This is a genomic window from Pseudomonas sp. R3-57, assembly GCF_051132065.1.
In the GTDB taxonomy this organism is placed as follows: domain Bacteria; phylum Pseudomonadota; class Gammaproteobacteria; order Pseudomonadales; family Pseudomonadaceae; genus Aquipseudomonas.
Genome location: NZ_CP071655.1, coordinates 1,588,469 through 1,614,907, shown reverse-complemented (window position 1 = coordinate 1,614,907; position 26,439 = coordinate 1,588,469). Strand labels below are relative to the sequence as shown.

Sequence of the window (26,439 nt, the reverse complement as noted above, 5' to 3'; positions counted from 1 at the left end):
ATTGATAAACCGTGTCCAACGCCCTCAGCGCGGATGATGCTCCGCAGCCCCCTAAGGTGCTCACCACGCCACTGGAAATCTCCAGCAACCTGCGCCAGCTGCAGGACAGCCACGATCCGCTGATCATCACCTTCCACGAGCGCAGCCAGCGCTTCCAGAGCTACCTGATCAAAGTCGACCGCGACAGCGCCTCGATCGCTCTGGACGAAATGATCCCGCGCGATGGCGAACGCTTCCTGCTCGCCGGCGAGCCTTTCAAGGTTGAAGGTTTTCATGACGGCGTACGCATCGCCTGGGAATGCAACGGCACGCTGAACATCGAAGAATCCGACGGCGATCGTTTCTATACCGGCGAGCTGCCGACCGAAGTGGTTTACCACCAGCGCCGCAACGCCTTTCGCGCCGCGCTGAAACTGACCGATCTGGTCAGCGTTGAACTGGGTGGTGAAAAACTCAAGTCGCCGATCCATGGCAAGCTGCTGGATATCTCCGCGACCGGGTGCAAGTTTCGTTTCGAAGGCGACATCACCGACCGCCTGCAACTGGGCCAGGTCTACGACCGCCTGATCGCCCCGCCGCTGTTCGGCAACCAGCCGATCGCCGTCGAACTGCGCTACCTGCACTTCGAAGAAAAGCTCAACATCACCTTCGCCGGCCTGCGCTTTCACAACATCAGCGGCCCGGCCGCGCGCAACGTCGAGCGTTTCGTTTATCAGCTTCAACGTGAAGCGCGGCGGTTTGACAAAGACGATCTCTGAGCCGTAGCGACCAACAAAAAGGGCAGCCCCTCACAGGACTGCCCTTTTTCATGCGCGAGTGTTTATCTTCGATTCAGGGCCGCGCGCCACTGATATCCGGCGCAGGCTTGTCATCTGCGCTGCTCACATCATCTTCGGCCGTGGCTGGCGGCGGTTCGGCTGGCTCGGGTTCAGGTTCTGGACTGGACGGCGCCGGGTCCTGGACCATCTGCTCCTGCACCACCTGCTCATCGACGCGCGGGTCGAGCGCTGCCACCAGTGGCGAACTCGACATGCTGTCCGGCATCGCGACGTGATGCAGCGGCGCGTCATCGACCTGATGCAGATTGGTCACGGCTTTCGGCCGAATCCGCCACACCAGCACCAGCGCAAAGAAGCTGAAAAACGCATACAGACTCTGGCTGCCGAGAAACTTCATCAGCACGCCGGCCAGCAGCGGCCCGATGCTCGCGCCCACGCCGTAGGTCACCAGCAGCATGGCCGTCAGCGACACCCGTCGATCGCCCTCGACATGGTCGTTGGAAAACGCCACGGCCAAGGGATACAGACAGAACTGCACCAGCGAACAGAGGAAGCCCACCACAAACAGCACTTCCAGCGGCACCTGCGGCAGCACCGCCAACGGCAGCGCCGCCACTGCCAGAAACCCGGCGAAGCAGCGGATCAGCAACGCCCGGTCGTAACGATCGGACAACCAGCCGAGCGGCCACTGCACCAGCAAACCGGCAAAGATGCAGCTACCCATGAACAGACCGACCTGCTCGGTCGACAGCCCTTGCTGCGAGGCATACAACGGCGCCAGACCGTAAAACGAACCGATGATCAAACCAGCGCCAAGCACCGTGCTCAACGATTGCGGCACGCGCTTGATAAAGAAGCGCGGCTCCATCGGCGCCGGATGCAGAGGCGCCGGGTGAATCCGTCGGGTCAGCGCCACCGGCACCAGACACAGCGCAAAGCACAGCGCGACCAGCATCAGCAGCTCCAGCCCGAGGCCCGGGTGCATGACCAGAATCAACTGACCGAGCACCAGGCCCAGATACGAAGCGATCATGTAACCGCTGAACACCAGACCGCGCTGATTGGCGTCGGCCTGCTCGTTGAGCCAGCTCTCGATCACCATGTACTGGCACATCATGCCGAGGCCGACGATGGTCCGCAGCACCAGCCACGCCGGCAGCCAATCGACCAGACCGTGGCCCAGCACCGCCGCACCGACGATCCCGGCACACGCCGAATAGGCGCGAATGTGCCCGACTCGGGCGATCAGTCGGTGACCGATCTTGCCGCCCAGCACCAGACCAAAATAGTTGGCGGCCATCAGCGCACCGACCCACAGGCCGTCGACATTGTCTGCGGCCAGACGCAAGGCCAGATAGGTGGAGAGAAGGCCCGAGCCGATCAACATCATCAGCGAGGCAAAATACAGCGCTCGAAAGGATTTCCAGATTTGGCGCATCGGCGTTCCGAGCGGCTCCTTGCAGTAAAGACCGGGCTAACCAAACGCTAGCCCGGTGGCGACAGTACGTCAGGCCTGGGCTGCTAGAACACGCCGTTCCCAGGGGGTGATTTCATCGAAGAAGCTGGTCAACTCCATGGTCTTCGAAGCGATGTAGCCTTCGATGAACTCGGGTCCGAACAGTTCCCTGGCCAAGTGGCTACGCTTCAGACGTTCCAGAGCAGCATGCAAGGTACACGGCAACGCAAGATTGTCCGGCACGACAAACTCGCCCTGGATCGCCTCGCTGGGCTCAAGTTCCTGCTCGATGCCATGCAAACCCGCGGCCAGACTGGCGGCGAGCGCCAGATAGGGATTGGCGTCGGCACCCGGCAAGCGGTTTTCGACCCGACGAGCGACCGGCGAACTGGCCGGAATACGCAGCCCGGCCGCACGGTTATCGTGTGACCAACAAGCATTGTTCGGCGACGCGTACGGATGGCACAGGCGCTGATAGGAATTCACGTTGGGCGCAAACAGTGCGGTGAAGTCCGCCATGGCTGCCTGCTGCCCGCCGATGAAATGGCGGAACATCGCGGTCGCCTCGCCGCTCGTATCACTGAAGACGTTTCTGCCGCTGCCGATCTCGACCACGCTCTGGTGAATGTGCATCGAACTGCCCGGCGTGTGCGCCAGCGGCTTGGCCATGCACACAACGGTCAGGCCGTGCTTGAGCGCAACTTCTTTGAGCAGGTGCTTGAACAGGAACGTCTGGTCGGCCAGCAGCAACGGATCGCCGTGCAGCAGATTGATCTCGAACTGACTGACGCCCATTTCGTGCATGAACGTATCGCGGGGCAAGCCCAGCGCCGCCATGCATTTGTAGACTTCGCTGAAGAACGGTCGTAGTCCGTTATTGGAGCTGACACTGAACGCCGACTGGCCGTCCTCGCGACGACCGTCGAGGCCGACGGGTGGGCGAAATGCTTGGGTGGGATCAGGGTTGGGCGCGAAAACAAAAAACTCCAGCTCGGTCGCCACCACCGGCGCCAATCCACGCGCCGCGTACCGAGCGATGACACGCTTGAGCAGACCGCGGGTCGACAGCGGCGAGCTTTCGCCGCTCAGCTCGTCGGCGTCGCAAATCGCCAGGGCGCGCGGCTCGTCACTCCAGGGCAGGCGATGGATCTGGGTCGGTTCGGCGACGAGGGCGAGGTCGCCGTCATCGCTGCCGTAAAACCGCGCCGGCGGATAACCGCCCATGATGCACTGCAGCAGCACACCTCGCGCCAACTGCAGACGCCGCCCTTCGAGGAAACCCTCGGCAGTCATCACTTTGCCTCGCGGCACGCCATTAAGATCCGGCGTAACACATTCAATCTCATCAATGCCCGTCAGTCGCTGTGCGAGTGAGCGCTGGCCATCGGTTGTCATGACGCAATCCTTGTTATTGTGCGAGCCGCGAACGGCGACCCGTACAAAATAGGCTCCGGCTGTTCGGAATATCAAGCAGCGTCAGCAAAAACCATTGTTACGGCAGATACAGACTGAACACCCCGCCACCGAGCGGCCCGCCGTTACTGATTTCCGTACGCCCTTCCACACCATTGCGCTGATGCAGCGCCGCGATGCGATTGGCGAAATACAGGCCGAGCCCGGTACTGCCGCTGCTGTGATTGATGCCCTGCACGTAATCGGCCTGACGCTCGAGCATCTCTCGCGGATAACCGGCGCCGTCATCGTTGATGCTCAGGACCAGTTGCCCGGCCTCGTCACTCACGGTGATCAACAATGATTCGCGTGCGTAACGAATGGCGTTGTTGATGCAGTTGCTCAGCACCGAGGCAATCAGCTCGCGATCAAAGAAACCCAACGGGCTTAGCGGGTCGACTTCATAGGTGGCGAGAATGCCGCGGCTGGCGAACACCTCCTGATGCGCGGCCAGTTGCGCCTCGATGAAATCGTCGAGTTCGTGATAGGCCGGTTGCAGCGGCAGCTGATTGACGCCGAGCTTGTACAGCCCGAGCAACTGCACGAGCATGCCGTTGAGGTGAGCGAACTCGAAGTCGATCACGCCCTGCTCCGCGCCCTCACGCTGCGCTTGCGGCAAACGCGCCAGCCATTGGCTGTGCGCCTGCATGAGCATGGCCAGGGAGTTTTTCATGTCGTGGACGGTGGAGGCGATCACCGTGGAGAAATCCAGCGCCTGCTCATCGTGATTCATTCGCCAAACGCCTTGCTTTTCAGCTTCTGATAACGCGCAAACCGCGCGTCGGTGTCGGGCATCAGGCCAACCATTTTCAGGCAGGCCCGACATTCTTCCAGCTCCGCCGACGGCACACTGGTGTCGGTGCCATGCAGCAGCGACTGGGCCAGGTTCAACGCGATGCTGAGGTTCTTCGGTTGCATCTTCAACGCCTTGCGGAACACCTCGCGGGCTTCCACCAGGTTGCCGGTCTTGTACACCCGCACGCCCTGGCGGTTGAGGTCAGCAGCGGCGTTACTGGAACTGAGAATGGTCGGGTCATCGGTGAGCTTGGCGATGTCTTTCATCACCGCCGGGTCGTCGCCGTAGATCTCCGCGCAGCTCTTGAGCATCGAGGTGCCCGCCTCGGCCTGCCCAAGCATCTGCAACTGCTTGGCCACCAGCAACGCCGCTTCCGGGCTCATGAACTGTTCCATGCCATCGAGGCGCATCAGCGCTTGTTCGGTGAGCTTGTCGGCAGTTTCCGCATCGTTGAGCAGCAGACTGGTGGCCTTCATCAGCCGTGCACGAATTTGCAGGCCGGGGTCACTCGGGTTTTCTTTGGCGACCGCGCTGAGCGTCGTGTTGATCTCCAGTCGCGTGCGCGTATCGAGGCCGCGGTCGCTGCCCTTGCTGATCAAGGCATGCGCCAGACCCAGATTGCTTTCCGGGTCCTTGAAGCGCGACTGCGCGCCCTGCGACACGGCCTGACGATAGGCGCGCGAGGCGGTTTCGAAATCCTCGTTGGCCATCGCCAGTTTGCCCAGCAAGGCCTGACGACGCACCGCCAACGGTGACAGGCGAATCGCTTCTTCCAGCACCCGTTGCGCGCCCTTGCTGTCGCCCTCGGCCACCAGCACGTCGGCCATGCCGTCGTACAGCGCAGGCATCATCGGGAAAACCTTCAAGGCTTTCTCATAGACTTCTTTGGCCTGCGTCACCTGTCCGCGTTTGAACAACAGCTTGCCCAGCCCGGCGAACGCCCACGGCAATGGACGGTCGGCGATGATGCCGTCATAGAGGCGTTCCAGCGCTTCGTTCTGATTCATGTCGCGCAGCGCATCGGCGCGATAGCGCAGGCACAGCGGCGAATAGCGGATGTCCTGCTTGCACAGAGCGATGCAGGCGTTGAGCACCTCGACCGGTTTGCCACGGTCTAGGGCTTGCAGAATCGGTTTGAGCAGGGTTTTGCGCTGCTCCAGACGTTCCAGGCGCTGGGCCAGACCGGAGCGGTTGAACGGCTTGGTCAGGTACGCATCGGGCTCGTGTTCCAGCGCACTGAGTACCATCGCCTGACTGGTCTCGGCGGTGACCATGACGAACACCGCTTCGTGACTGATGAGCTTTTCCGACATCAAGTCTTCAAGCACCTGCTGGCCGTTTTTCTTGCCGTCGCCCAGATGGAAATCCTGCAGGATGAAATCGTAGGACTTCTGGGAGCACATTTTCAGCGCCTGTTCACCCGTGTCGGCGGTATCGACATCCTTGACGCCCAGCTCACGCAGCATCGAACGCACGGAACTGCGGAAATCCGAAAAATCATCGACGATCAGAAAGCTTTTTTGGTGATACGACGACATCGACGATTTCCAGGCAAATGAAGAGGGGGCAATTTCAGGCGCGCAGATGATAGCTGCCGGCCAAATGCTATCAAGCGATTTCGCGCGACGTTGCTGTCACCGTACGGGTTATCGGCCGCTCCCTCGAATCTCTTGAAGATAGTTGGTGCGTTTAGGCCAAGAGCGCGGTCAACCCAGAACAACCAGCACGCCATTCGAACTGTGGCAGGAAAAAAGTCGGAAACAGGATTATCCTGCGCAGTTACCCGTGCGTTTTTTGATCCACCGCGACCACACCCCGTCGCCTTCTCAAGGCCGAAGCCATGACCTCGAAATCACCCTCCTCGCCTTCTGCCCCCGAGCGCCAAGGCCTGAGCCCCAGCCACCTGGACTTCCCGGTGGTCGGCATTGGCGCGTCTGCCGGTGGCCTGCAAGCGATCAAGCTGTTTTTCGAGCACATGCCGCAAGACACCGGCATGGCCTTCGTGATCATCCTGCACTTATCGCCGGACCATCAAAGCGTCGCCGACAAGATCATTCAGGATTCAACGCGGATGCCGGTACTGCAAGTGACGCAGCCGGTGCCGATCGAGAAAAACTGCGTGTACGTGATTTCGCCCGCGCAATCGCTGTCGATGAACGATGGTTATTTGCGCGTGAGCGCCGCCGCCACACAAACCACCCGTCACTCAGCGATCGATCTGTTTTTCCGTGATCTCGCCGATGTCCACCGCGAACGAGCGTTTTGCGTGGTGCTGTCGGGCACCGGTTCCGATGGCGCAGTGGGTTTGTCGCGGATCAAGGAACAGGGCGGCGTCACCCTGGCGCAAGTGCCTGAAGATGCCGAATACGACGGCATGCCGCGCGCCGCGATCGAAACGCGGATGGTCGACCTGGTGCTCCCGGTTGTAGAAATGCCGCAGAAGCTGATGGAGTTGTGGAGCAACTCGCAGAACATCACCCTGCCCAGCGCCAATGACCCAGACATCAAAGTGCAATCGCCGTCCAGCGACCAGGAAGCGGCGATTGCCGAACAGCGTCTGCATGACATCCTGATCTATCTGCGCGCCAGCACGGGCCACGATTTCAAGCATTACAAGCGCGCCACCGTACTGCGCCGCATCGAGCGGCGCATGCAGGTCACCAGCCAGTCCGATCTCAGCGCCTATTACCACTACCTGCAAAATACCCCGGACGAAGCCAAGGCATTGTTGGGCGACATGCTGATCGGCGTGACCAACTTTTTCCGCGACCGCGAAGCCTTCGAAGCGCTGGAGCGCGAAGTACTGCCGCAGTTGGTGCAGGCGGTATCCAGCTCGGCGGAAAAAGAGGAATTGCGCGTCTGGTCTGCCGGCTGCTCCACTGGCGAAGAAGCCTACAGCCTGGCGATCCTGCTCGACGATCAGTTGCAGGTCGAAAACAGCAAGGCCAACCTGCAAGTGTTCGCCACCGATATCGATGAACGTGCGATCAGCGTCGGCCGCGCCGGCACTTACCCGCAAGCCATCGTTACCGACGTACCGCCTAATCGCCTGCGCCATTATTTCGTTAAAGACGACGAGCACTACCGCATCCGCAAGGAAATCCGCGAAAAGGTCCTGTTTGCCAAGCACAGCCTGCTGTCCGATCCGCCGTTTTCGCAGATCGATCTGATCACCTGCCGCAACTTGCTGATCTATCTGGATCGCGAAGTACAGCGCGAGATCCTGCAGATGTTCCACTTTGCCTTGCGACCGGGTGGCTTCCTGTTTCTCGGCACTTCGGAAAGCGCCGATGCCTGCCACGAATTGTTCACCCCGGTGGACAAACGCAACCGCATCTTCCGCGCCAAGACCGGCACGCCGAGCAGCCGTCGTACGCCGACCATGCCGCGTGGCGGTTATATGCGCAGCAGCGTTACACGTCCTGAAGTGAAGACCAGCGAACAACCGAAGTTGTCATTCGCCGACATTCATCGTCGCGCGATCGAGCGTTCGGCGCCGCCGAGCATCATTGTCGACAGCAACGCCGATATCCTGCACATGAGCGAAAGCGCCGGGCGCTTTCTGCGGCATGTCGGCGGCGAGCTGTCGCGCAACCTGCTGACGCTGATCCTGCCGGAACTGCGCCTGGAGATTCGCACAACGCTGTTCCAGGTGCAGCAAAGCAACCTGACCGTGCGCTCGCGGGAGGTGATCCTCAAGCGCGAAGAGCGGCAGTTCCGCATCGATCTGATTGCACAACCGTATAAAGACGACGAGTCGGACAGCGAATGCGTGCTGGTGATCTTCGAGGAAGTGGAAATCGATCCCGCCGAACACGCAGCCACCACCATGTTGCAGACCGAGAGCCAGGTGCTGTCGAACCTTGAGCGCGAACTGCAACGCACCAAGCTGCACCTGCAGGACACCATCGAACAGTCGGAAGTCTCCAGCGAAGAACTGAAGGCTTCCAACGAAGAAATGCAGGCCATCAACGAGGAGCTGCGCTCGGCCACCGAAGAGCTGGAAACCAGCAAGGAAGAGCTGCAATCGATCAATGAAGAGCTGCTGACGGTCAACTACGAACTCAAAACCAAAGTTGAAGAAACCGACAAGATCAACGATTACCTGACCAACCTGATCGCCTCGACCGACATCGCCACGGTGTTCGTCGATCGCAGCATGCGTATCAAATGGTTCACCCCGCGCGCCACCGATATTTTCAGCATGCTGCCGGTCGACACCGGGCGCTCACTGCTCGACATCACCCACCGGCTCAACTATGCCGACCTCGCCGAGGACGCAGCGCAAGTGTTCGAGTCGCTGAACATGATCGAACGTGAAGTGAACAGCACCGATAACCGCTGGTACATCGCGCGGTTATTGCCGTATCGCTCCAGCGAAGACCATATCGACGGCACGGTGCTGACCTTCATCGACATCACCAAACGCCGCGCCGCTGAAGAAGAGCTGCGCCTGGGCGAAGAACGCATGCGTCTGGTGGCCGAGAGCACCCGCGATTACGCGATCATCATTCTCGACGAACAAGGCGCGATCACCAGCTGGAACAAAGGCGCCGAACTGATCTTTGGCTACAGCAAGGCCGAGGCCGAGGGTGCTTTCTACGATTTCATCTTTACTGCCGAAGATCGCGCCGCCGGGATGGCCGAGAATGAATTGGCGACCGCCCGTACGCACGGCCGCGCCGAAGACGAACGCTGGCACCAGCGCAAGGACGGCAGCCGCTTCTTCTGCAGTGGCGAAGTCACCCTGCTCAGCGGCGATTATCTGCAAGGCTACGTGAAGATCGCCCGCGACCTGACCGGCCACAAACGCGCGCAGGACGAGCAGAGCCAGGAACTGGCGCAGACGCGCAACACGGTGTCCCTGCGCGACGAATTCTTCGCGGTCATGTCCCATGAACTCAAGCATCCGCTGAACCTGATTCAGCTCAACGCCGAACTGCTGAGGCGTCTTCCGGTCATCCGCACCGCCGGGCCAGCGACCAAAGCGGTCAATACCATCTGCGATGCGGTCAACAGCCAGGCGCGGATCATCGATGACCTGCTCGACGTGGCGCGGGTGCGCACCGGCAAGCTCAAGCTGCAACTGACGCGGGTTGATCTCAGCGCGGTACTGCGTGATATCCATACCGTGGTGATCAACGAACAGCATGCGACGCGGGTTGATCTGCACTTGCCCACCGACCCACTGATCATTCATGCCGACCCGACGCGGGTGGAACAGATCATCTGGAATCTGGTGAACAATGCGCTGAAATTCACACCGCCGACCGGTCGGATCGAATTGATCGCCAGTCGCACTGCGCAAATGGCCCGTCTGGACATCAAAGACAACGGCGTCGGCATCGCCGCAGAAAATCTGGAACATGTGTTCGATCTTTTCGGGCAAGCGGAAAAACAGCACACCAATCATCAGCGCGAAGGTTTGGGGATTGGTCTGTCACTGGTCAGGCAACTGACTGAAGCGCAACACGGCTCGGTACTGGTGACCTCGCCCGGCCTGGGCGCTGGTTGCGCCTTTACCGTGTGCCTGCCATTGGCAATAGATGCGGTCGAGGAAACTTCGACACAAGAGGTTGAAGTAGCGTCCGGCAAACTGGATGGCCTGAGTATCCTGCTGGTGGATGACTCACCGGAAGTACTCGACACGCTGAAGATGCTGCTAGAGATGGAGGATGCGGACGTTACCGCGTTCGATCATCCGGTAGCGGCACTGAAAGCAGCTGAAGGCACACGCTTTGATTTGATCATTTCCGATCTGGGCATGCCGGTCATGAGCGGCTATGAACTGATGAGTGCGTTGCGCAAGTTGCCGCTGGTGAAAAATGTGCCAGCCATCGCCCTCACCGGTTATGGCACACAAAGCGATATGCAGAAGTCCCGTGAGGCGGGTTTTGACCAGCACCTCGGTAAGCCAGTGGCGTATGACGATTTGATCGAAACCATCGATGCGCTGCGCCGCTCGCAACTTCTGTAAACGATTCAGCTCAGATAAGCACGCTGGATGCACACGCGACGGTCGATCGCCTGCTGAAGGCGCGCTTTGCTCTCGGCCCAGATGCCTGGGTCGACGCGCCTCAGGCGCATCAGGTCGAGCATGGCATTCTTGGCATCCAGATATTCTGACCAGGCATCCGACGCCTTGAGTTGAAGGCGCTCGTGCTCGCTCATCTCCATCCGCCGGATCGCCACTATCGATGGGTCGGTCACCACTGCACTCAGCGTTGTCTGAGTACGGTGCGGGGCGGCGAAGACCTGCTGAGCGATAACAATCTCCCGGGCTCGCTCGCTTCCCCATTTCAGCGCAACCTCGCAGGGAACGTCTCTGCCGCGGTCATGAAACTCTTCACTGATCGCTCGCCCCTCCTTCGTATACACGCCGATGAACACTTGTGTGTCGCCACTCAGGCCTACACGAGCCTGGACCTCGATCTGTAAGCCGTCGCTCAGTGTCTCGTCATGGCCGTACATCGACAAACGGCTGTTGATCCATAACCAATAGTTGGCTCCACGACGTCGCATGGTCATCCCCCGCCCCGAAAGACAAACATTAAGGCACTGGATCGAAAGGTTCGCCATGTCGATTCGTCGGCTTGCTCGGCGCCTCGAACTTTCTCGCAGGCAAAACAAAACCCCAACTGCTTTCGCAATTGGGGTTTCGGAATTTAATCTTGACGATGACCTACTCTCACATGGGGAAACCCCACACTACCATCGGCGATGCATCGTTTCACTGCTGAGTTCGGGATGGGATCAGGTGGTTCCAACGCTCTATGGTCGTCAAGAAATTCGGGTACTGACTCGTGACCAGATGGCCTCGCTTCAGAAAATCGGGTATGTGACAGCTTTCGGTGTTTGTGCGTTTCGAACTTTCGGTTCGTTTCGTCTTCACACACCGCAATCTGGTCTGTTCGACGCAAATTGCTTGGGTGTTATATGGTCAAGCCTCACGGGCAATTAGTATTGGTTAGCTCAACGCCTCACAGCGCTTACACACCCAACCTATCAACGTCGTAGTCTTCGACGGCCCTTCAGGGAACTCAAGGTTCCAGTGAGATCTCATCTTGAGGCAAGTTTCCCGCTTAGATGCTTTCAGCGGTTATCTTTCCCGAACATAGCTACCCGGCAATGCCACTGGCGTGACAACCGGAACACCAGAGGTTCGTCCACTCCGGTCCTCTCGTACTAGGAGCAGCCCCTCTCAAATCTCAAACGTCCACGGCAGATAGGGACCGAACTGTCTCACGACGTTCTAAACCCAGCTCGCGTACCACTTTAAATGGCGAACAGCCATACCCTTGGGACCGGCTTCAGCCCCAGGATGTGATGAGCCGACATCGAGGTGCCAAACACCGCCGTCGATATGAACTCTTGGGCGGTATCAGCCTGTTATCCCCGGAGTACCTTTTATCCGTTGAGCGATGGCCCTTCCATACAGAACCACCGGATCACTAAGACCTACTTTCGTACCTGCTCGACGTGTCTGTCTCGCAGTCAAGCGCGCTTTTGCCTTTATACTCTACGACCGATTTCCGACCGGTCTGAGCGCACCTTCGTACTCCTCCGTTACTCTTTAGGAGGAGACCGCCCCAGTCAAACTACCCACCATACACTGTCCTCGATCCGGATAACGGACCTGAGTTAGAACCTCAAAGTTGCCAGGGTGGTATTTCAAGGATGGCTCCACGCGAACTGGCGTCCACGCTTCAAAGCCTCCCACCTATCCTACACAAGCAAATTCAAAGTCCAGTGCAAAGCTATAGTAAAGGTTCACGGGGTCTTTCCGTCTAGCCGCGGATACACTGCATCTTCACAGCGATTTCAATTTCACTGAGTCTCGGGTGGAGACAGCGCCGCCATCGTTACGCCATTCGTGCAGGTCGGAACTTACCCGACAAGGAATTTCGCTACCTTAGGACCGTTATAGTTACGGCCGCCGTTTACCGGGGCTTCGATCAAGAGCTTCGCGTTAGCTAACCCCATCAATTAACCTTCCGGCACCGGGCAGGCGTCACACCCTATACGTCCACTTTCGTGTTTGCAGAGTGCTGTGTTTTTAATAAACAGTCGCAGCGGCCTGGTATCTTCGACCGGCATGAGCTTACGGAGCAAGTCCTTCACCCTCACCGGCGCACCTTCTCCCGAAGTTACGGTGCCATTTTGCCTAGTTCCTTCACCCGAGTTCTCTCAAGCGCCTTGGTATTCTCTACCCAACCACCTGTGTCGGTTTGGGGTACGGTTCCTGGTTACCTGAAGCTTAGAAGCTTTTCTTGGAAGCATGGCATCAACCACTTCGTCACCCAAAGGGTAACTCGTCATCAGCTCTCGGCCTTAAGATCCCGGATTTACCTAAGATCTCAGCCTACCACCTTAAACTTGGACAACCAACGCCAAGCTGGCCTAGCCTTCTCCGTCCCTCCATCGCAATAACCAGAAGTACAGGAATATTAACCTGTTTTCCATCGACTACGCTTTTCAGCCTCGCCTTAGGGACCGACTAACCCTGCGTCGATTAACGTTGCGCAGGAAACCTTGGTCTTTCGGCGTGGGTGTTTTTCACACCCATTGTCGTTACTCATGTCAGCATTCGCACTTCTGATACCTCCAGCAAGCTTCTCAACTCACCTTCACAGGCTTACAGAACGCTCCTCTACCGCATCACCCGAAGGTGATACCCGTAGCTTCGGTGTATGGTTTGAGCCCCGTTACATCTTCCGCGCAGGCCGACTCGACTAGTGAGCTATTACGCTTTCTTTAAAGGGTGGCTGCTTCTAAGCCAACCTCCTAGCTGTCTAAGCCTTCCCACATCGTTTCCCACTTAACCATAACTTTGGGACCTTAGCTGACGGTCTGGGTTGTTTCCCTTTTCACGACGGACGTTAGCACCCGCCGTGTGTCTCCCATGCTCGGCACTTGTAGGTATTCGGAGTTTGCATCGGTTTGGTAAGTCGGGATGACCCCCTAGCCGAAACAGTGCTCTACCCCCTACAGTGATACATGAGGCGCTACCTAAATAGCTTTCGAGGAGAACCAGCTATCTCCGAGCTTGATTAGCCTTTCACTCCGATCCACAGGTCATCCGCTAACTTTTCAACGGTAGTCGGTTCGGTCCTCCAGTCAGTGTTACCTAACCTTCAACCTGCCCATGGATAGATCGCCCGGTTTCGGGTCTATTCCCAGCGACTAGACGCCCTATTAAGACTCGCTTTCGCTACGCCTCCCCTATTCGGTTAAGCTCGCCACTGAAAATAAGTCGCTGACCCATTATACAAAAGGTACGCAGTCACCCAACAAAGTGGGCTCCCACTGCTTGTACGCATACGGTTTCAGGATCTATTTCACTCCCCTCTCCGGGGTTCTTTTCGCCTTTCCCTCACGGTACTAGTTCACTATCGGTCAGTCAGTAGTATTTAGCCTTGGAGGATGGTCCCCCCATATTCAGACAAAGTTTCTCGTGCTCCGTCCTACTCGATTTCATTGATAAGAGATTTTCGCGTACAGGGCTATCACCCACTATGGCCGCACTTTCCAGAGCGTTCCGCTAATCTCAAATCAACTTAAGGGCTAGTCCCCGTTCGCTCGCCACTACTAAGGGAATCTCGGTTGATTTCTTTTCCTCAGGGTACTTAGATGTTTCAGTTCCCCTGGTTCGCCTCTTGCACCTATGTATTCAGTACAAGATAACCATCTTGTGATGGCTGGGTTCCCCCATTCAGACATCTCCGGATCAAAGTCTGTTTGCCGACTCCCCGAAGCTTTTCGCAGGCTACCACGTCTTTCATCGCCTCTGACTGCCAAGGCATCCACCGTATGCGCTTCTTCACTTGACCATATAACCCCAAGCAATCTGGTTATACTGTGAAGACGACATTCGCCGAAAATTCGAATTTCTCAACTAAGAGAACTCACAAATTTTACCTTAGCCTGATCCGTTACCAGTGAAAGTAACGTTCAGTCTATCTTTCTATCACATACCCAAATTTTTAAAGAACGAACTAGTCAAAGACTAGAAATCAACATTCACCATCACAACGATGGAATGCTCATTTCTAAGCTTTATACAAGAGAAGCAGTAGTGGTGGAGCCAAGCGGGATCGAACCGCTGACCTCCTGCGTGCAAGGCAGGCGCTCTCCCAGCTGAGCTATGGCCCCGTATTTCTACAGGCGTTTCCCACACAAAATTGGTGGGTCTGGGCAGATTCGAACTGCCGACCTCACCCTTATCAGGGGTGCGCTCTAACCAACTGAGCTACAGACCCAATTTCGGGCTGCTTCTATCGTCTTCTTCAATGAATCAAGCAATTCGTGTGGGAGCTCATGGAGCAGCTGATGTCGTCGATTAAGGAGGTGATCCAGCCGCAGGTTCCCCTACGGCTACCTTGTTACGACTTCACCCCAGTCATGAATCACACCGTGGTAACCGTCCTCCCGAAGGTTAGACTAGCTACTTCTGGTGCAACCCACTCCCATGGTGTGACGGGCGGTGTGTACAAGGCCCGGGAACGTATTCACCGTGACATTCTGATTCACGATTACTAGCGATTCCGACTTCACGCAGTCGAGTTGCAGACTGCGATCCGGACTACGATCGGTTTTATGGGATTAGCTCCACCTCGCGGCTTGGCAACCCTTTGTACCGACCATTGTAGCACGTGTGTAGCCCAGGCCGTAAGGGCCATGATGACTTGACGTCATCCCCACCTTCCTCCGGTTTGTCACCGGCAGTCTCCTTAGAGTGCCCACCATAACGTGCTGGTAACTAAGGACAAGGGTTGCGCTCGTTACGGGACTTAACCCAACATCTCACGACACGAGCTGACGACAGCCATGCAGCACCTGTCTCAATGTTCCCGAAGGCACCAATCCATCTCTGGAAAGTTCATTGGATGTCAAGGCCTGGTAAGGTTCTTCGCGTTGCTTCGAATTAAACCACATGCTCCACCGCTTGTGCGGGCCCCCGTCAATTCATTTGAGTTTTAACCTTGCGGCCGTACTCCCCAGGCGGTCAACTTAATGCGTTAGCTGCGCCACTAAGAGCTCAAGGCTCCCAACGGCTAGTTGACATCGTTTACGGCGTGGACTACCAGGGTATCTAATCCTGTTTGCTCCCCACGCTTTCGCACCTCAGTGTCAGTATCAGTCCAGGTGGTCGCCTTCGCCACTGGTGTTCCTTCCTATATCTACGCATTTCACCGCTACACAGGAAATTCCACCACCCTCTACCATACTCTAGCTCGACAGTTTTGAATGCAGTTCCCAGGTTGAGCCCGGGGATTTCACATCCAACTTAACGAACCACCTACGCGCGCTTTACGCCCAGTAATTCCGATTAACGCTTGCACCCTCTGTATTACCGCGGCTGCTGGCACAGAGTTAGCCGGTGCTTATTCTGTCGGTAACGTCAAAATTGCAGAGTATTAATCTACAACCCTTCCTCCCAACTTAAAGTGCTTTACAATCCGAAGACCTTCTTCACACACGCGGCATGGCTGGATCAGGCTTTCGCCCATTGTCCAATATTCCCCACTGCTGCCTCCCGTAGGAGTCTGGACCGTGTCTCAGTTCCAGTGTGACTGATCATCCTCTCAGACCAGTTACGGATCGTCGCCTTGGTGAGCCATTACCTCACCAACTAGCTAATCCGACCTAGGCTCATCTGATAGCGCAAGGCCCGAAGGTCCCCTGCTTTCTCCCGTAGGACGTATGCGGTATTAGCGTTCCTTTCGAAACGTTGTCCCCCACTACCAGGCAGATTCCTAGGCATTACTCACCCGTCCGCCGCTGAATCCAGGAGCAAGCTCCTTTCATCCGCTCGACTTGCATGTGTTAGGCCTGCCGCCAGCGTTCAATCTGAGCCATGATCAAACTCTTCAGTTCAAACATCTTTGGGTTTTTAAGAAACCCTAAACTTGGCTCAGCAATCGTTGGTTACATCTTTGATTTCTCGCGGAGTAACTTGTGATGCTGATAATCTTGTTGACTATCAGCCTGACTCCACAAGCACCCACACGAATTGCTTGATTCAGTTGTTAAAGAGCGGTTGGTTAAGATCTTTCGTCTCAACCGAGGCGCGCATTCTACAGCAGCCTCATTTGCTGTCAAGTGATTATTTTCAGAAGCTTTCGAAGATTTCTTCAACAACTTCAACCACTTGCGCTTCCGATCTCTCGTCAGCGGGAGGCGAATTCTACAGCGTTACACGCTGCTGTCAACACCTCTTTTTCAACTCCCTTTCGGGCTTCGATGAACTGAAGCCGTTTACTGCCGAAACCTACTTAACTCGTTGAATCTCAAGGAATTTTCCGTTTCGACTGCGCCGGAAGTGGGGCGAATTATAGACAGATACGATCCACCGTCAAGTGGTAATTTCGCTTTTCCGGAATTCTCTTTTCACTACGCCTCTTATCCCGTCTTATATAGAAGCGACGCCAGAGGCCAGCCCAACGGCCCCCGCAAACAGGCAGCCAAATATCACCCCTATGGGGATGAGCAGCTATCTAAAAGGGAGGGAATAGATATGAATGGTGTCCCAGGGCAGGTTCGAACTGCCAACCTTCCCCTTAGGAGGGGGATGCTCTATCCAATTGAGCTACTGAGACACAGGTAAGCCGCAGCAGGCGCTGCGTGACGGACGGCGTGCATGTTAACGGCCGAACCCTGATTTGTCATGTCATCCCCACTGCTTTTTAAGTGTAGGCCGCTGCCTCACTCGGTTGCGGGAAGAATTACCCGCATTTTGCACGACCTAAAAAACACCGCCATTGCAGATTGCAATCCCTGCCGTCGGGGGAAATCGTTCAAATGGCTGTTTTTAAAGGACTTAACAGCCATCAGGCTGTTGGCACGACGAGTGCTTTGCCTGTTCTATAAGTAAACATTCGGAGCCCTGCCCATGAACAGCACCCTGTTGCTTGCAAACGCAATTGCTCTGGCGGTTTTGGTCGGCACTCAGTTTATCCCCGAGCGAAAAGCGCCCGAATCCGTGGCTCAACGCGTACCGCATTACTTGCAAGTGCAAAAGGCGCCTCAATTCGCGGTGTTAAGCAACCAGGGCGCGCCACAAGCAGTGAGCGATTCCGAGCGGTCTTCTGCGGCGACCTCCGAACGACTGGTTTTTTGAATATCTTCAGGAGTACAAAATGATGTCCAAGTCAGCTGCGGGATTTCTGATCCTTGCCCTATTGAGCGGCGTTGCGCATTTTTCGCTGTTCGAGGACACCGAGATCAGCCTGCCGCTGGTTGGCAGCGGGATTTTTGCCGCGCTATTCTTACTGGCATTAGCTGCCGGACGCAAAATCAAATTCGATCCGGTTTTGCGCTGAGCGCAATCAAAGCCAAAAGTTGATTCACGGCATCCATCAGGCTCCCGGAGTTGTCGATGAGGTGCACAGGCCCATCACTTGACCTCCTATCCCTGAACTGCGCATTACGACCGAGCCTCTGATCGATCTGCTCAAGCGTTTCACGACCACGATTGAGCAGCCGCTCGCGTAACACATCGTCCCGCACCGTCAACAAGACTGCTACAAGCGTCGGGTAACGCGTCATCGCCTGGCGCAGGTTGGCTCGCGAACCATTTACCAATACATGCTGACCAGCGGCCAAGCGATCATCCATCTCCACGGGAATGCCATACGACAGGCCATTGGCCTTCCAAGCCAAGGCAAAATCGCCACGGCGCTCGCGTTGGTCGAACTCATCTGGCGTCACCCCAATGGCATCCTCCCCTACCGATTCGGCGGACCGGGTAATCACCCGACGCATGACTTCGCAATTGAGTGCGCGCAATGATTGACGGGCAGCCTCGATCAGACTGTCTTTGCCGGAGCCGGATGGGCCCATCAGATAAATAAGCTTGCCATCCATCCTTTAAACGTCCCCTGCGGTTGCCCGCCACTAGTAAATCGGCAATTTGCCACTATCCTGTAAAGGTAGGTAACAAGGATGCGCAGCTGCTTAGCATGCACGTTATGGCGCTCTCGAGCATCCATGTAAGCCAATGACACCCAAGCAGAGCACGGGAGACAGGCAAAGATTTCCAACCAGTCCGCATTTCTGATGATTGGTGCTGGCATTACGCCTTTACCCGGCTCAATATTTGTCACAGAATTGGCGCCAATGATCTGGCAATTTTGAGGCATGATGCCGGCCTCTTAACAATTCAGGTTGAACCATTTGGCGCGGATGCTTGTCCTACCACACATCCTGCGGCCAATCCCGAGAACCGCTCCCCTGAACTAACCGGTTAAATATATGCGCCCATTGAAACAGGCAATTTATTCCAGCCGTACGGCTGACAAGTTCGTCGTACGTCTGCCAGACGGAATGCGTGAACGCATTGCCGAGGTGGCTCGCAATCATCATCGCAGCATGAACTCCGAGATCATTGCGCGCCTTGAGCAGAGTCTTATTCAGGAAGGCGCACTGGGCGAAGAGCTGAGCATGCGCCTGGACAGCCCGGAGCTGTCGTTGCACGAGCGCGAGCTGTTGCAACGCTTCCGTCAGTTGTCGCACCGTCAGCAGAACGCACTGGTTTCGCTGATTGCACATGATGCAGAAATGGCCGCAGACGCGTCCTGAGTAACAACGAACACCTCAAGCCAGCTTTGATAGCTGGCTTTTTTTTGCCCGAAATTTGCGTTCTCACAGGCAAAAAAAACCCGCCAGATTGGCGGGTTGTTTCAGCGCGATCAGTTAGAGCAAGAAGATCGTCGCCAGCCCCAGGAAGATGAAGAAACCACCGCTGTCGGTCATGGCAGTGATCATCACGCTGGCACCCATTGCCGGATCTCGGCCCATCTTCGCCAGCGTCATCGGAATCAATACCCCCATCAGCGCAGCCAACAGCAGGTTCAGCGTCATCGCGGCAGTCATCACCACGCCTAGCGACCAACTGCCGTAAAGCAGATAGGCAACCACACCGATTACCCCACCCCAGACCAGGCCATTGATCAGACCTACCGCAAGCTCCTTGCGCATCAGCCGCGAGGTATTACCGGTGCTGACCTGATCGAGCGCCATCGCTCGCACGATCATGGTGATTGTCTGATTACCGGAGTTGCCGCCGATACCGGCGACAATCGGCATCAATGCTGCGAGTGCTACCAGCTTCTCGATCGACCCCTCGAACAGACCGATCACTCGTGATGCGACAAACGCCGTGATCAGGTTGATCGCCAGCCATGCCCAACGGTTGCGCAGCGACTTCCAGACGGACGCGAAGATATCTTCCTCTTCGCGCAGACCTGCCATATTCAGGACTTCGTTTTCGCTCTCTTCACGAATCAGGTCGACCATCTCGTCAATCGTCAGACGGCCGATCAGCTTGCCGTTCTTGTCGACCACCGGCGCCGAGATCAAGTCGTAACGTTCAAAGGCCTGCGCAGCATCGTAGGCGTCTTCGTCCGGGTGAAAGCTCACCGGATCGCTGGCCATGACTTCGGCGACCTGCTTCTCCGGATCATTGACCAGCAGACGCTTGATCGGCAGTACACCCTTGAGCACACCGTCGTAATCGACCACGAACAGTTTATCAGTATGGCCGGGGAGCTCTTTCAGGCGGCGCAGATAACGCAGAACCACTTCGAGACTGACATCCTCACGGATGGTCACCATCTCGAAGTCCATCAATGCACCGACCTGGTCCTCATCGTAGGACAGGGCAGAACGCACGCGTTCACGCTGCTGATTGTCGAGGCTCTCCATCAGCTCATGGACGACGTCTCGCGGCAGCTCGGAAGCCAGGTCAGCGAGTTCGTCGGCGTCCATGTCCTTGGCAGCCGCGAGCAGTTCGTGATCGTCCATGTCGGCGATCAGCGTTTCACGAACGGAATCGGATACTTCGAGCAGAATATCGCCGTCGCGGTCAGCCTTGACCAATTGCCAGAGCGTCAGACGATCGTCCAGCGGCAGGGCTTCGAGAATGTAGGCGACGTCGGCGGAGTGCAGATCATCGAGCTTGCGTTGCAGCTCGACGAGATTTTGCCGGTGAACGAGGTTTTCGACGCGGTCGTGGTGCGGACCTTCCTGACGATGAGTCAGGTCCTCGACGACACGCTGGCGCTGCAACAGCTCGACCACCTGAGCCAGGCGATCCTGCAGGCTTTCTTGAGTTTTCTTTACTTCGATTTCAGACATAGGCGAACTCCACTCCCAGCAGCGGGGCACGCCGGAAGGATCAATCAGTCAATTCATGATTGGTGAAACGGGGTACTGAGTAACTACTGGGTAAGTCCATGGAATTTTTCCATAAGCCCCGGCGGGGCTGACGGGCGCAATGATACACCGCTTGACGGTTTTAAACGTTAAAAAATCACGGCCGAAACAAGCGCTTGCGAAACAATTCTGAGCGCCGTCCTGAACCCTGCAACTGCGACGACTCATTCTGAAAAGAAAACACACCGGCAGCAGAAAATGTAGCGGCTACGCTTGGAGACAGATCGTCATGGAGGACATCGAATGCTGTTCAAACCCTATGTTTTTCTGCTACCCGCCTGCCTGCTTTGCCTGCCATCCAGCGCAGCGCCTGTTTCGCTTCATCGTTGCGAGGCCAGCGACGGCAGCGTCACGTTCACTTCAATGAGCTGTGCGCAAGGAGAGCAGCGCTCGACACAAGAAGTACACCCCTACTCGCCCGGATCGGTTGCCGTAATGCCCGAGCACAACCACGAACGCATGACCGAACTGAAGGCCATGAGGCGAGAACCCGGCGTGGTTGCTCATGCTGAAGACAACTGCGGAAATCTGATCGATAACCGACAGCGGCGCGAAGCGATCATTAATCGGCGCGTTATCGCCGGCATGAGCCAGCAGGACGTCGAAAGCGCATTAGGCAAGCCGGACAAGGTGAATATCAGAACGTCGACGACCCGCTACAGTTACGACCTCAAGCGAGGCCGCACTGCTCAGATCGATTTTGACGAGCGAGGATGCGTGAAGGCAAAAGCCAAATCCCGGACAGCAAAAAGCCCGCGTTAAACGCGGGCTTTTTGGTATATGGTGCACTCGACAGGATTCGAACCTGTGACCGCTCGGTTCGTAGCCGAGTACTCTATCCAGCTGAGCTACGAGTGCAATTTGTGTTTTTAGCCCAGACCACAACTGGATGAAGCCAAGTTACCCGCATCGCTGCAACTAACTCTTAAATGGTGCACTCGACAGGATTCGAACCTGTGACCGCTCGGTTCGTAGCCGAGTACTCTATCCAGCTGAGCTACGAGTGCATTTGTGTTTTTAGACCAGCTCACATCTGGTTGAAGCCGAGTTACCTGCATCGCTGCAACTAACTCTTAAATGGTGCACTCGACAGGATTCGAACCTGTGACCGCTCGGTTCGTAGCCGAGTACTCTATCCAGCTGAGCTACGAGTGCATTTGTTGCGCCGCATTATAGCCCGTCTAATCTCTATTCCAACCACTTTTTCTAGTAAATTCAATCACTTACCGAAAAAGCCAGATTACAACGTACTAAGCAAATAATGGCGGAGAACGGGGGATTCGAACCCCCGACACCCTTGTGAGGTGTACTCCCTTAGCAGGGGAGCGCCTTCGGCCACTCGGCCAGCTCTCCGCAACACGGGGCGTATCTTAACCAACCTTTTCCCCGTTTGCAAACATAAAAATCGATAAAAATTAATGGCTTGGTTCTTCGTCCTTCTCTTTCTTTATACGCAGGTAAATTTCCTCACGGTGCACGGCAACCTCTTTCGGCGCGTTGACGCCGATGCGCACCTGGTTTCCTTTAACGCCGAGCACGGTCACGGTGATTTCGCCATCACCGATAATCAGGCTTTCTGCGCACCGACGAGTCAGAATCAGCATACCTTTCTCCTCACGCAATTCTTTCAGGGACAACAGTCTGCAAAAAAAAGGCACCCGACCTACAACCGGAGCGATCGTAGCCCTACATGCCTGAGTATTGACCAGCGCGAGCAAAAGAACAGTTCAGGGCTCGCGCCATTCAAAAATAAAGGGCGCGGTCAGACCGCGCCCTTCAAGAAACGGAATTACTCGCCCTGACGGGCCGGAGCATCCAGTTCGAAAGCCGTGTGCAGGGCGCGCACGGCCAGTTCCAGGTACTTCTCTTCGATCACCACGGAAACCTTGATTTCCGACGTCGAGATCATCTGGATGTTGATGCTTTCCTTGGCCAGCGATTCGAACATGCGGCTGGCAACGCCCGCGTGGGAACGCATGCCGACGCCGACGATCGAGACCTTGGCAATCTTCGTGTCGCCAACCACTTCACGGGCACCGATCTCGCGAGCGGTGTTTTCCAGCACGGTCTGTGCGGCCTGATAGTCGTTGCGGTGCACGGTGAAGGTGAAGTCGGTGGTGTTATCGTGCGCGACGTTTTGCACGATCATGTCGACTTCGATGTTCGCGGCACTGATCGGGCCGAGAATCTTGAATGCCACACCCGGGGTGTCTGGCACACCACGGATGGTCAGCTTGGCTTCATCGCGGTTGAAAGCGATGCCGGAAATGATCGGCTGTTCCATGGTTTCCTCTTCATCAATAGTAATGAGGGTGCCCGGACCCTCCTTGAAGCTGTGCAGTACGCGCAGCGGAACGTTGTACTTGCCGGCAAACTCCACCGCACGGATCTGCAACACCTTGGAACCAAGGCTGGCCATTTCCAGCATCTCTTCGAAGGTGATCTTGTCCAGACGCTGTGCAACCGGGACAACACGCGGGTCGGTGGTGTAAACGCCGTCAACGTCGGTATAGATCTGGCACTCGTCAGCCTTCAGCGCTGCCGCCAACGCCACGCCAGTGGTGTCGGAACCGCCACGACCAAGGGTGGTGATGTTGCCGTGCTCGTCGACGCCCTGGAAACCGGCGACAACCACCACGCGACCGGCTTTCAGGTCACCGCGAATCTTCTGGTCATCAATCTGCAAGATACGCGCTTTATTGTGCGCACTGTCTGTCAGGATCCGCACCTGATTACCGGTGTACGACACCGCTGGCACACCGCGCTTGATCAGCGCCATGGCCAACAGGGCAATCGTCACCTGCTCACCGGTGGAAACGATCACGTCCAGTTCACGCGGAACCGGTTGCGTCTCGCCACTGATTTGCTTGGCCAGATCGATCAGACGGTTGGTTTCGCCGCTCATTGCCGACAGCACGACCACCAGGTCATCGCCGGCATCACGGAATTTCTTAACCTTGTCGGCGACCTGCTCGATTCTCTCGACAGTGCCGACCGAGGTGCCTCCAAATTTCTGTACGATCAAAGCCATTTCAAAGCCGCCTCTGCCCATGAAGGGCGCCCAATAATCAATCGAACAGCCGCCCGGCGCGCCACTAGACTGCGGGCCGGGCGAACCGTCTTATAAACCCTGCTCGACGAATGGAACGGTCAGCGCCAGTGCGCCATCCAGCGCGCCGGCATCGACACCGCCGCCCTGCGCCATGTCCGGACGACCACCGCCCTTCCCGCCCACTGCCGCAGCAGCCTGTTTCATCAAATCACCGGCTTTGAGTTGGCCAGTCAGGTCCTTGGTTACACCTGCAACCAGTACGACCTTTTCCTCATGGACACCGCCGAGCAGGATCACTGCGCGGCCGAGTTTGTTTTTCAGCTGATCGACCAGCGCCAGCAGCGCCTTGCCGTCCTGACCGTCCAGACGTGCGGCCAGAACCTTCACGTCCTTGACGTCCACTGCCGAGGCCGACAGATCGTCGCCCGCGGCACTGGCTGCCTTGGCCTGCAACTGCTCGAGTTGCTTCTCCAGCAGACGGTTGCGCTCGAGCACAGCCGACAGCTTGTCGATCAAATTGTCACGGCTGCCCTTGACCAGGCTGGCCGCTTCCTTGAGTTGTTCTTCGGCAGCGTTGAGGTACGCCAGCGCCGCGGCACCGGTAACGGCTTCGATACGACGCACGCCCGACGCCACACCGCCCTCGCTGATGATCTTCAGCAGGCCGATGTCGCCGGTGCGGTTGGCGTGGATCCCGCCGCACAGTTCGACGGAGAAATCGCCGCCCATGCTCAGCACGCGCACGCTGTCACCGTATTTTTCGCCGAACAGCGCCATGGCGCCTTTGTTCTTCGCGGTTTCGATGTCGGTCTCTTCGGTTTCAACCGCAGAGTTCTTGCGGATCTCGGCGTTGACGATATCTTCCAGCTGCTTGATCTGCGCAGGCTTGATCGCTTCGAAGTGGCTGAAGTCGAAACGCAGGCGCTGGCTGTCGACCAACGAACCTTTCTGCTGCACGTGCTCACCCAGAACCTGACGCAATGCCGCGTGCAGCAAGTGGGTGGCCGAGTGGTTCAACGCGGTGGCGTGACGCACTTCGGCGTCGACGTGGGTTTCCACCGGCGCGCCGATGGTCAGGCTGCCGGACGCCAGCACGCCGTGATGCAGGAACGCGCCGCCAGTCTTGGTGGTGTCGCGCACGTCGAAACGGCTGCTGCCGGCCTGAATGAAACCGCAGTCGCCGATCTGGCCACCGGACTCGGCGTAGAACGGTGTCTGGTTGAGGACGATCACCGCCTCTTCGCCTTCGCTCAGCACGTCGACCGACTGGCCGTCCTTATAGATAGCCACGATTTTCGCCGAACCGCTGGTGGCGGCGTAACCAGTGAACTCGGTGGCGACGTCAACCTTGACCAGCGTGTTGTAGTCCAGACCGAACGAGCTGGCGGAACGCGCACGCACGCGCTGGGCTTCCATTTCACGCTCGAAGCCGACTTCATCGACAGTCAGGCCGCGTTCGCGGGCGATGTCAGCGGTCAGGTCCATCGGGAAACCGTAGGTGTCGTAGAGTTTGAACACCACGTCGCCCGGGACCACGGTGCCTTTGAGCTCGGCCAGGTCCTGCTCGAGAATTTTCAGGCCGTGCTCCAGCGTCTTGGAGAACTGTTCTTCTTCAGCCTTGAGCACGCGTTCGATGTTGCTCTGCTGTTTCTTCAGTTCCGGGAACGCTTCGCCCATCTCGGCCACCAGCGCCGCGACGATCTTGTAGAAGAAGCTGCCGGTGGCGCCGAGCTTGTTGCCGTGACGGCAAGCGCGACGAATGATCCGGCGCAGCACGTATCCACGGCCTTCGTTGGACGGCAGCACACCGTCGGCAATCAGGAAGCCGCACGAACGGATGTGGTCGGACACCACTTTGAGCGAAGACTGATCACCGTTTTCGCAACCGATCGCTTCAGCCGAAGCCTTCAGCAGGTTCTTGAACAGGTCGATGTCGTAGTTGGAGTTGACGTGCTGCATCACCGCACTGATCCGCTCCAGGCCCATGCCGGTGTCGACCGACGGCGCTGGCAACGGATGCAACACGCCGTCGGCGGTGCGGTTGAACTGCATGAACACGTTGTTCCAGATTTCGATGTAACGGTCGCCATCTTCTTCCGGCGAGCCCGGCGGGCCACCCCAGATGTGCTCGCCGTGATCGTAGAAAATCTCGGTGCAGGGGCCGCACGGGCCGGTGTCGCCCATGGTCCAGAAGTTGTCCGAGGCGTACGGCGCGCCTTTGTTGTCGCCAATGCGGATCATGCGCTCGGCCGGCACGCCGATTTTTTGCGTCCAGATGTCATACGCTTCGTCGTCGGTAGCGTAGACGGTGACCCAGAGTTTTTCCTTCGGCAGCTTCAGCACGCCGGTCAGGAAGGTCCAGGCAAAGGTGATCGCGTCGTGCTTGAAGTAATCGCCGAAGCTGAAGTTACCGAGCATTTCGAAGAACGTGTGGTGACGGGCGGTATAACCGACGTTTTCCAGGTCACTGTTCTTGCCCCCGGCGCGCACGCACTTCTGGCTGCTGGTCGCACGGGTGTAGGCACGTTTTTCCTGGCCCAGGAAGCAGTCCTTGAACTGGTTCATCCCCGCGTTGGTGAACAGCAGGGTTGGGTCGTTGCCCGGAATCAAAGAGCTGGAGGCTACACGGGTGTGGCCTTGCTCTTCGAAGAAGCGAAGGAAGGCTTCACGGATTTCTGCGCTTTTCATT

16 protein-coding genes, 7 tRNA genes and 3 rRNA genes are annotated in these 26,439 nt (G+C 57.1%); 6 read left to right on the top strand and 20 right to left on the bottom strand.

Features of this window, described 5'->3' with window-relative positions; translation table 11 throughout:
* The first annotated feature begins 11 nt into the window (after nt 1–11).
* A complete protein-coding gene (locus J3P93_RS07375; protein WP_090285368.1) occupies nt 12–758 on the top strand; it encodes a flagellar brake protein in 747 nt (248 codons plus the stop codon).
* 73 nt (nt 759–831) lie between these two features.
* Here the strand turns inward: J3P93_RS07375 and J3P93_RS07370 are convergent, their stop codons facing one another.
* From J3P93_RS07370 to J3P93_RS07355, 4 genes are all read right to left on the bottom strand, one after another.
* Nucleotides 832–2,217, bottom strand: coding sequence for an MFS transporter (locus J3P93_RS07370; protein ID WP_434596192.1), 1,386 nt, complete (start codon nt 2,215–2,217; stop codon nt 832–834).
* 69 nt (nt 2,218–2,286) lie between these two features.
* Entirely contained in the window at nt 2,287–3,528 is a 1,242-nt protein-coding gene (locus J3P93_RS07365; protein WP_434598309.1) for a glutamine synthetase family protein, read from the bottom strand.
* Between the two features lie 199 nt (nt 3,529–3,727).
* A complete protein-coding gene (locus tag J3P93_RS07360; RefSeq protein ID WP_434596189.1) occupies nt 3,728–4,420 on the bottom strand; it encodes a sensor histidine kinase in 693 nt (230 codons plus the stop codon).
* The gene (locus tag J3P93_RS07355) at nt 4,417–6,021 is read right to left on the bottom strand and encodes a tetratricopeptide repeat-containing response regulator (RefSeq protein ID WP_090285377.1); all 1,605 of its coding nucleotides are present in this window, start codon (nt 6,019–6,021) and stop codon (nt 4,417–4,419) included. The genes J3P93_RS07360 and J3P93_RS07355 overlap by 4 nt, the downstream gene beginning before the upstream one ends.
* Nucleotides 6,022–6,323: 302 nt before the next feature.
* On the opposite strand from J3P93_RS07355, the gene J3P93_RS07350 reads away from it, so the two are divergent.
* A complete protein-coding gene (locus tag J3P93_RS07350; protein ID WP_434596187.1) occupies nt 6,324–10,460 on the top strand; it encodes a CheR family methyltransferase in 4,137 nt (1,378 codons plus the stop codon).
* Between the two features lie 5 nt (nt 10,461–10,465).
* Here the strand turns inward: J3P93_RS07350 and J3P93_RS07345 are convergent, their stop codons facing one another.
* The 7 genes from J3P93_RS07345 to J3P93_RS07315 all read right to left on the bottom strand — a co-directional run bounded on the left by J3P93_RS07345 (nt 10,466) and on the right by J3P93_RS07315 (nt 17,082).
* Nucleotides 10,466–11,005, bottom strand: a complete 540-nt coding sequence (locus J3P93_RS07345) for a hypothetical protein (protein ID WP_434598307.1) — start codon at nt 11,003–11,005, stop codon at nt 10,466–10,468.
* Between the two features lie 147 nt (nt 11,006–11,152).
* Nucleotides 11,153–11,268: ribosomal RNA gene (gene rrf / locus J3P93_RS07340) — 5S ribosomal RNA — on the bottom strand.
* Between the two features lie 151 nt (nt 11,269–11,419).
* Nucleotides 11,420–14,313, bottom strand: a 23S ribosomal RNA gene (locus J3P93_RS07335).
* Nucleotides 14,314–14,559: 246 nt separating this feature from the next.
* Nucleotides 14,560–14,635 (bottom strand) — tRNA-Ala (locus J3P93_RS07330).
* A gap of 30 nt (nt 14,636–14,665) precedes the next feature.
* A tRNA-Ile gene (locus tag J3P93_RS07325) sits at nt 14,666–14,742 on the bottom strand.
* A gap of 81 nt (nt 14,743–14,823) precedes the next feature.
* Nucleotides 14,824–16,360 (bottom strand): 16S ribosomal RNA (locus tag J3P93_RS07320).
* Together the 16S, 23S and 5S rRNA genes with 2 tRNA genes alongside form the textbook arrangement of a ribosomal RNA operon.
* 645 nt (nt 16,361–17,005) lie before the next feature.
* Nucleotides 17,006–17,082 (bottom strand) — tRNA-Arg (locus J3P93_RS07315).
* A 293-nt stretch (nt 17,083–17,375) separates the two neighbouring features.
* On the opposite strand from J3P93_RS07315, the gene J3P93_RS07310 reads away from it, so the two are divergent.
* Nucleotides 17,376–17,603, top strand: coding sequence for a hypothetical protein (locus J3P93_RS07310; protein WP_434596184.1), 228 nt, complete (start codon nt 17,376–17,378; stop codon nt 17,601–17,603).
* A 22-nt stretch (nt 17,604–17,625) separates the two neighbouring features.
* Nucleotides 17,626–17,805: a PA3371 family protein gene (locus tag J3P93_RS07305; protein ID WP_434596181.1), complete on the top strand. Its 180-nt coding sequence runs from the start codon at nt 17,626–17,628 to the stop codon at nt 17,803–17,805.
* Here the strand turns inward: J3P93_RS07305 and phnN are convergent.
* The gene (phnN, locus tag J3P93_RS07300) at nt 17,780–18,349 is read right to left on the bottom strand and encodes a phosphonate metabolism protein/1,5-bisphosphokinase (PRPP-forming) PhnN (RefSeq protein WP_434596178.1); all 570 of its coding nucleotides are present in this window, start codon (nt 18,347–18,349) and stop codon (nt 17,780–17,782) included. The two genes, J3P93_RS07305 and phnN, sit on opposite strands and share 26 nt — an antisense overlap.
* A gap of 387 nt (nt 18,350–18,736) precedes the next feature.
* Here phnN and J3P93_RS07295 point away from each other — a divergent pair, with 387 nt between their 5' ends.
* Entirely contained in the window at nt 18,737–19,063 is a 327-nt protein-coding gene (locus J3P93_RS07295) for an Arc family DNA-binding protein (RefSeq protein WP_003178899.1), read from the top strand.
* Nucleotides 19,064–19,177: 114 nt separating this feature from the next.
* Here the strand turns inward: J3P93_RS07295 and mgtE are convergent, their stop codons facing one another.
* The gene (gene mgtE, locus J3P93_RS07290) at nt 19,178–20,620 is read right to left on the bottom strand and encodes a magnesium transporter (protein ID WP_434596175.1); all 1,443 of its coding nucleotides are present in this window, start codon (nt 20,618–20,620) and stop codon (nt 19,178–19,180) included.
* Nucleotides 20,621–20,941: 321 nt separating this feature from the next.
* Here mgtE and J3P93_RS07285 point away from each other — a divergent pair, with 321 nt between their 5' ends.
* Nucleotides 20,942–21,460: a cell envelope protein SmpA gene (locus J3P93_RS07285; RefSeq protein WP_434596172.1), complete on the top strand. Its 519-nt coding sequence runs from the start codon at nt 20,942–20,944 to the stop codon at nt 21,458–21,460.
* A 19-nt stretch (nt 21,461–21,479) separates the two neighbouring features.
* Here the strand turns inward: J3P93_RS07285 and J3P93_RS07280 are convergent.
* The 7 genes from J3P93_RS07280 to alaS form a co-directional block, all read right to left on the bottom strand.
* A tRNA-Arg gene (locus J3P93_RS07280) sits at nt 21,480–21,556 on the bottom strand.
* Between the two features lie 72 nt (nt 21,557–21,628).
* Nucleotides 21,629–21,705 (bottom strand) — tRNA-Arg (locus J3P93_RS07275).
* 71 nt (nt 21,706–21,776) lie between these two features.
* Nucleotides 21,777–21,853, bottom strand: a tRNA-Arg gene (locus J3P93_RS07270).
* A gap of 107 nt (nt 21,854–21,960) precedes the next feature.
* Nucleotides 21,961–22,051 (bottom strand) — tRNA-Ser (locus J3P93_RS07265).
* 62 nt (nt 22,052–22,113) lie between these two features.
* A complete protein-coding gene (gene csrA / locus J3P93_RS07260; RefSeq protein WP_002554426.1) occupies nt 22,114–22,302 on the bottom strand; it encodes a carbon storage regulator CsrA in 189 nt (62 codons plus the stop codon).
* Nucleotides 22,303–22,487: 185 nt separating this feature from the next.
* On the bottom strand, nt 22,488–23,729 hold the full coding sequence (locus J3P93_RS07255) for an aspartate kinase (protein WP_093099222.1): 1,242 nt from the start codon (nt 23,727–23,729) through the stop codon (nt 22,488–22,490).
* Between the two features lie 90 nt (nt 23,730–23,819).
* Nucleotides 23,820–26,438, bottom strand: coding sequence for an alanine--tRNA ligase (gene alaS / locus J3P93_RS07250; protein ID WP_434596153.1), 2,619 nt, complete (start codon nt 26,436–26,438; stop codon nt 23,820–23,822).
* Nucleotide 26,439 lies beyond the last annotated feature (1 nt).